Here is a 5,776-nt window from a genome sequence, read left to right as displayed (position 1 = left end):
GCCTCGGGCCTGGTAAGCGCTACGTTGCAGATCAGCGCTGCAGTAAGCGTCGCCTTGTTCGGCGGTCTATTCATCGCGATCGCGCCTGATGGTGCAAGCGCTCAGGACGTGCAGCTGGGCTTTGCGGTGGCTTCATTGGCCATAGGCGCGTCACTGGCACTGGCAGCCGGACTAAGTTGGAGACTCCGGGAATCATGAAGAATCAAGATCGATACGAAATTATCCAAACATAGAAATTCTTGCCATGAACAGTTCCACCTTTCCTCTCGCCGGCAAGCGCGCGCTTGTGACCGGTGCAGCACGTGGCATCGGCGCGGCCATCGCACTGAAGCTGGCCGAAGACGGCGCCGACGTCGCGATCACCTATGAGAAATCGGCCGCAAAGGCCGAGGCGCTCGCCGCTGAAATCCGCGCCCTGGGCCGCACGGCCGTCGCCATCCAGGCCGACGCCGGCAGCCCGGACGCCACGCAGACCGCGGTCGAACAGGCCGTCGCCGACCTTGGCGGGTTGGACATCCTGGTGAACAACGCTGGTGTCCTCATCGCCGGCCCCTTCTCCGAGCAGTCGCTGGAGGAGATGAATCTGCAGTTGAACGTCAATGTGCGCGGCGTCTTCGTGGCGACCCAGGCTGCGTTGAAGCACCTCCCGAACGGCGGCCGCATCATCACTATCGGCAGCAACGCAGGCCTGTCTGTCCCGTTTCCTGGCATAGCCGTCTATTCGGCCACCAAATCGGCGATGGAGAGCTTCACCCGCGGTCTTGCGCGTGAAGTGGGTCCTCGTGACATCACCGTCAATCTGGTGCGCCCCGGCCCGATCGACACCGACATGAATCCCGCCGACGGCCCGCTCGCGCCTTCCATTCTTCCGAACCTGGGAATTGCCCGCTATGGCACGACCTGGGAGGTTGCCGAGGCGGTCGCCTTCCTTGCCGGACCTGGTGCCGCTTATGTGACCGGTTCGGGCATTCTCGTCGATGGCGGCATCAGCGCCTGAGTGGATGTCCTGAGAGGACAACTGACCTCCCCGGGCGTTGCACCCACGGCAAATCCATCAGATCGACCAGCACGGCCCTCCCCCTACAACGATGGCGGGCCGGGCGACGTTGCCCTTATGACGGTAATGGAGAGAGAAAGGCATATGACAAAGATGATCGTGGTCTGCACCGGCGACGCCAACACGAAGTTCGATCGGGATTACTACGCGAATGATCACTTCAACCTGGCGCGGTCATGCTGGGAAGAGTACGGGATGCAATCTGCGGAGGCGTTTTTTCCGTACGCTGAAGCCGATGGCTGGAAATCCATTGGCGTCTACACCTTTTCCTCGGAACAAGGCGTCCATGACGCGCTGGCGAGCGCTAAAACACAGCAAGTCATGGACGATGTGAAGAACTTCACCGACGCGCAAGTCGTGTTGCGGAGCCTGTTCACGGCGTTCTGAGCGGCATCGCAGCGTCAATGTTTTTGGATTCACCTCGCGCAATAGCTACTTGTTCAATTTCTCAGCCTCGCTCGGCTCCTCTCTGGGCTTGTAGCGCGGCGTGGGCTGTGGCAGCAGAAAGAAGGCGACGCACAGCAGTGCAATGGCGACTCCGATGCGCGACGCCGCGATGACGACGGGAATTGCAGCGATCTGGAGCAGCGTCGCGACTCCGTAGCGACGTGTCATCTGCTGGAGGAAATCGGGCGCGAGCCGTTCGTCCATCAGCCGGCGGCCTGGCATTGCGTAGAACCACTTCGCCATCCACGTGCAGGCGGTCAGGGCAAGACCGGCAACAAGGGTCACTGACGCGGCGGGCTCGAAGCCCGTGCCGAGGTGGAAGCACCAGACGCGGATTGGATAAGGAATGACGACGATCGCCAGCAGGAACAGGAGGTTGATCACGCCGAACCAGTGATCACTCTTGGCGTAAATGCGACCCGAATAATGGTGTTGCAGCCAGTACGCCCCAATCACGACGTAGCAGAGAATGAGCGCGAGAAATTCGCGCCACTGCTCCGCCATGGCGCGCGCCAGGTCGCTGTAGTCATGCGTGCCTTCGGGAGATCCGGGGACCTTGATCTCGACGATCAGCAGGGTCAGCGCGATTGCGAAAACCGCGTCGCTGAACCCCTCGAAGCGGTCAAGTCCGCGCTCGGCACCATGCGTTTGCGCGTCGGCAGGTTGGTTTCGCCTATTACGTAACATCACGTGAGTCCTTTCGCGCAAGCCGGAGCTGCTCCTCCCGGCACAGCACGCACAATCCTCGTTGGACCGTCTGGATTACATCCCGCCATGGGAAGTTGCAGAGGAAGCGTTCGAATTGTCTGCGACCTAGTATGAGCGCTTTTGGCCGGTTGCCGAAGATCACCATGCAAGCGCCGCGCGTCCACGTGCCATCTGGGCTAGAACTTCCGGACCCGAGCCATTGCAGCTGGTCGAGCAGTCTCCGTTCTAAGGGTAGGTATCGGAGTGGAACGGTCATTCAGGGCCGTCGCCTGGAGGACAAATCATCGGCCTCTGCGGACGCTCAGATCGGTGATTTGGCGAGGAGGCTTACGCCTTGCAAGAATGACGTCTTTCGCCCACGAATTGCTCGCGAGCCAATCAGCTTGTCGTTCAACGGATCGAAACAACTGCTGCGGGTTCTTCATCAAGCCACGATAGCGCACCTTCAGATGCCACCGTGCGCGGCTATGAACATGGCGACGGCCGACCGGCAATAGGATTCGATTTCGTTGTCGTCCGCTGCTCTCACCGGATCGAAGCGTGCGACCATCAGAAGATCGGATCCTTTGAAAAGCGCGGCAAACAAGCGGGCCGACCGGAGAGGATCGGGCACGTTCAGAAGCGCCTTCGCGTGCAATTGACGCAACAGGGCCTCGATCTGGGCGATGACATGGGCGGGGCCAGCTTCGTAATGGAGCTTGCTTAACGAGTTTTGATTCGTCTTGTCGGCCATGACCATGGCCTCGACACTGCGAACATCTGATCTCAACAGCGTGCGAAGCAGTGATGATCCCACCGCCATGAGCTGATCTTCGACCGAACCGTCGACGCCTTCAAGAAGGACCTGAGGTGCAAACAGCTGATGGCAGCCGGCCGCGATGGCCGCGCTGAACAGCGCTTCCTTGTTCTCGAAGTGCCGATAGATGCTGAGCTTGGATATCTTCGCCCGCTGGGCGACCTTGTCCAACGTCGTCGCTTGAAAACCCAATTCCACAAACAGTTCGCTCGCTGCGTCAACGATCGTTTGGGCAAGCGCCTCATTGGCGGGCCGGCCACGTCGGGCCTGTTTATTTTCGGTCACGACAATTCCAGTACTTGACAGTATCTCAATTATTTAATTACGATACCACGCAGTATCTTGAATGTGCAAGCCAATGGGTCGCGTCCTCCGAAGAGGTTTTCCCAAAGGGCGCCCGGTGATATCGAAGCGGCAATGGCCCGCCGGTCCACAGTGATGGGCGACTTTCTCGTCGACGCCGAAGCCCTGCTCGCTGCCCATCTTGACCGCGGATCGCTGGACGATATTGCGCACCAGGCCCAGCCCCCTCCATCCACAACACGGAGCCCATCACCATGAATGACGTCATCATCATCGGCGGCAGCTTTGCCGGCCTCGCGGCCGCCCTGCAACTCGGCCGTGCCCGCCGCAACGTCACCGTTCTTGACACCGGCCGTCCGCGCAACCGCTTTGCTGGCCACTCCCATGGCCTCTTCGGCCACGATCACAAGCCGCCACTGGACATACTGCTCGAGGCGCGGCAGCAACTTGCGCGCTATCCAACGATCAGGCTGGTCAATGCCCGTGCCGAGAGCGTGTCTGGCGCCATCGACGATTTCTGCGTGGTCACTGATGATAGCGAAAGGCTAGGGGCGCGCCGTTTGATCCTGAGCTATGGCGTCGCCGACCAGATGCCTGATGTTCCGGGCTTTGCCGAAAGCTGGGGCACGTCCATCGTGCCCTGCCCCTACTGCGATGGCTTTGAAGTCGCCGGCCAGCATTGGGGCCTCGTTTGGTCCGGCCCGCAGTCGCACCAGTCTGTCAGGCTGTTCCATGATTGGACCGACAAGTTGACTGTATTCTCCGATGGTCACGACATTCCATCCGATATCCAGGCCGATCTGGCGCGCCGCAAGATACCTGTCGTCGATGGCCGTATCGTCGAGATCGCCCATCACGAGGGCCATATCGCCACCGTCAATCTCGATACAGGCCGCAATGTTGCGGTCGACGTCCTGTTCGCCCATCCGCGTAACAAGCCGTCCGCGATACTGCATGAATCACTAGGCCTCGCCACGTTGGATACGCCCCTCGGCATCGTTCTCAAGGTCGACGAGCGCCGCCAAACCAGCACGCCCGGCATCTACGCCGCCGGCGACCTCGCAACGCCCTTCTTGCCCTCGGTCACCCAGGCGTCATCGCAGGGCGCGATGGCGGGCATCTTCGCCCAGCAGTCGATGCTGGTTTAAGAGGAAGGTGCGCACCATGGTCCGCCAGAATGCCGGCCGGGCAGAATCGCTGAGAGCACTTGGTGCAGACCTCGCCAATCGCCGCCCACAATGTTGCGCGGTGCGTGACAGAGGTGTTGGCGAATCCCGGGTCTCACCTTGGAAAGGCTTACGAGCTGACCGGTCCCCGTGCGGAGACTCTTCGCGAGGTCGCCGAAGATTTCACAAGAGTCTTGGGGCGTCCAATCACCTACATGGACATCCCGTTGGAACCGTGGCTGGAGAGTTTGCGATCCATTGGCGCATCCGCACACGTGGTCGCGCACCTGGAGTCGATGGCACTGCGGCACCCAGTGACCAGGTAGCTGGAGGCGGGATCGCTGGAAACGATGCGCACTCTGGGATCGGATGGCTCAGCTAAGAACGAATCAGCACAAGGAGATGACATGGCAGAGCAAAATGCTTATCAGGTCGCCGACTGGAATGGTCAAAGCGGGGAGCGCTGGGTCGCCAACCAGGCCCGGCTCGACGCTATGGTGTCGGTGTTCGGCCAAGCCGCGATCGAAGCCGCCGCGCCCGTCACGGGCGAACGCGTGCTGGACGTCGGCTGCGGCGCGGGCGCGTCGAGTCTGGCACTGGCCGCTCGCGTCGGCCCGGAGGGCCAAGTGCTGGGCGTGGACATATCCGAACCGCTGATCGGCCGGGCGCGCGCGCTTGCGCCACAGGGTACGCCGGCCCTGTTCCAGGTGGCGGACGCCAGCAGCGCCGAGCTGCCCGAGGGTGCGTTCGACATTCTGTTCTCACGTTTCGGCGTGATGTTCTTCGACGATCCGACAGCGGCGTTCGCCCATATGCGACGCGCGCTGCGGCCGGGCGGCCGGGTCGCTTTCGTCTGCTGGCGCGGCGCGGCCGAGAACGCTTGGGTGCGCCTGCCGATGGGCGCGATCAAGGGCATCCTGCCGTCGAGCGCGCCGCCCGATCCCGAAGCGCCCGGCCCATTTTCGTTCGGCGACCGGGGGCGGGTGTCGGGCATCCTGACGGCAGCCGGCTTCACCGATATCGCCATCGCGCCCTTCGATGCTTCCGTCCCGTTTGGCGAGGGCGGGACGCGGGACGCTGCGATTGACGACGCGGTGAAGATGACGCTCGAGGTCGGCCCGCTGTCGCGCGTGCTCGCTGATCAGCCCGACGACATCCGCGCCCGCGCGTCGGCCGCGGTTCGTGCCGCCTTCGCGGGCCTCCCCGGTGAGCGGTCGGTGATGATCGACGGCGCGGCGTGGATCGTCACGGCACGCAATCCGGCAAGCTGACAGGGACTATCAGGGGAGACGCCCCTGC

At 62.1% G+C, this 5,776-nt stretch carries 6 protein-coding genes and 1 pseudogene; 5 read left to right on the top strand and 2 right to left on the bottom strand.

Annotated features, from left to right (window positions below):
* The 3 genes and pseudogenes from WA702_RS16975 to WA702_RS16965 all read left to right on the top strand — a co-directional run.
* A pseudogene (locus tag WA702_RS16975) lies at positions 1 to 198 on the top strand (MFS transporter); the annotation flags it as partial.
* A gap of 46 nt (positions 199 to 244) precedes the next feature.
* Positions 245 to 997, top strand: coding sequence for an SDR family oxidoreductase (locus tag WA702_RS16970; RefSeq protein ID WP_425111696.1), 753 nt, complete (start codon positions 245 to 247; stop codon positions 995 to 997).
* A 144-nt stretch (positions 998 to 1,141) separates the two neighbouring features.
* Positions 1,142 to 1,444 carry an EthD family reductase gene (locus WA702_RS16965; RefSeq protein WP_408131365.1) on the top strand — a complete coding sequence of 101 codons (303 nt, stop codon included), beginning with the start codon at positions 1,142 to 1,144 and terminating at the stop codon, positions 1,442 to 1,444.
* Positions 1,445 to 1,489: 45 nt separating this feature from the next.
* On the opposite strand, the gene WA702_RS16960 is transcribed toward WA702_RS16965, so the two are convergent.
* Positions 1,490 to 2,212, bottom strand: a complete 723-nt coding sequence (locus tag WA702_RS16960) for a TMEM175 family protein (protein WP_408417419.1) — start codon at positions 2,210 to 2,212, stop codon at positions 1,490 to 1,492.
* Between the two features lie 445 nt (positions 2,213 to 2,657).
* Entirely contained in the window at positions 2,658 to 3,293 is a 636-nt protein-coding gene (locus tag WA702_RS16955) for a TetR/AcrR family transcriptional regulator (RefSeq protein ID WP_088173859.1), read from the bottom strand.
* Positions 3,294 to 3,565: 272 nt separating this feature from the next.
* Between WA702_RS16955 and WA702_RS16950 the strand changes: the two genes are divergently transcribed.
* A complete protein-coding gene (locus WA702_RS16950) occupies positions 3,566 to 4,459 on the top strand; it encodes an NAD(P)/FAD-dependent oxidoreductase (RefSeq protein ID WP_087751123.1) in 894 nt (297 codons plus the stop codon).
* A gap of 425 nt (positions 4,460 to 4,884) precedes the next feature.
* The gene (locus WA702_RS16945; RefSeq protein WP_408131368.1) at positions 4,885 to 5,748 is read left to right on the top strand and encodes a class I SAM-dependent methyltransferase; all 864 of its coding nucleotides are present in this window, start codon (positions 4,885 to 4,887) and stop codon (positions 5,746 to 5,748) included.
* The last annotated feature ends 28 nt before the right edge of the window (positions 5,749 to 5,776 follow it).

The organism is Bradyrhizobium sp. (genome assembly GCF_049798375.1).
Classification (GTDB): Bacteria; Pseudomonadota; Alphaproteobacteria; order Rhizobiales; family Xanthobacteraceae; genus Bradyrhizobium.
The sequence above is the reverse complement of the archived record's forward strand: the minus strand, read 5'-3'. Positions and strand labels throughout refer to the sequence as shown.

Excerpts from the sequence above, each read along its gene's own strand:
- WA702_RS16970 (WP_425111696.1), top strand. The coding sequence starts at position 245 with ATGAACAGTTCCACCTTTCCTCTCGCCGGCAAGCGCGCGCTTGTGACC.
- WA702_RS16965 (WP_408131365.1), top strand. The coding sequence starts at position 1,142 with ATGACAAAGATGATCGTGGTCTGCACCGGCGACGCCAACACGAAGTTC.
- WA702_RS16950 (WP_087751123.1), top strand. The coding sequence starts at position 3,566 with ATGAATGACGTCATCATCATCGGCGGCAGCTTTGCCGGCCTCGCGGCC.
- WA702_RS16945 (WP_408131368.1), top strand. The coding sequence starts at position 4,885 with ATGGCAGAGCAAAATGCTTATCAGGTCGCCGACTGGAATGGTCAAAGC.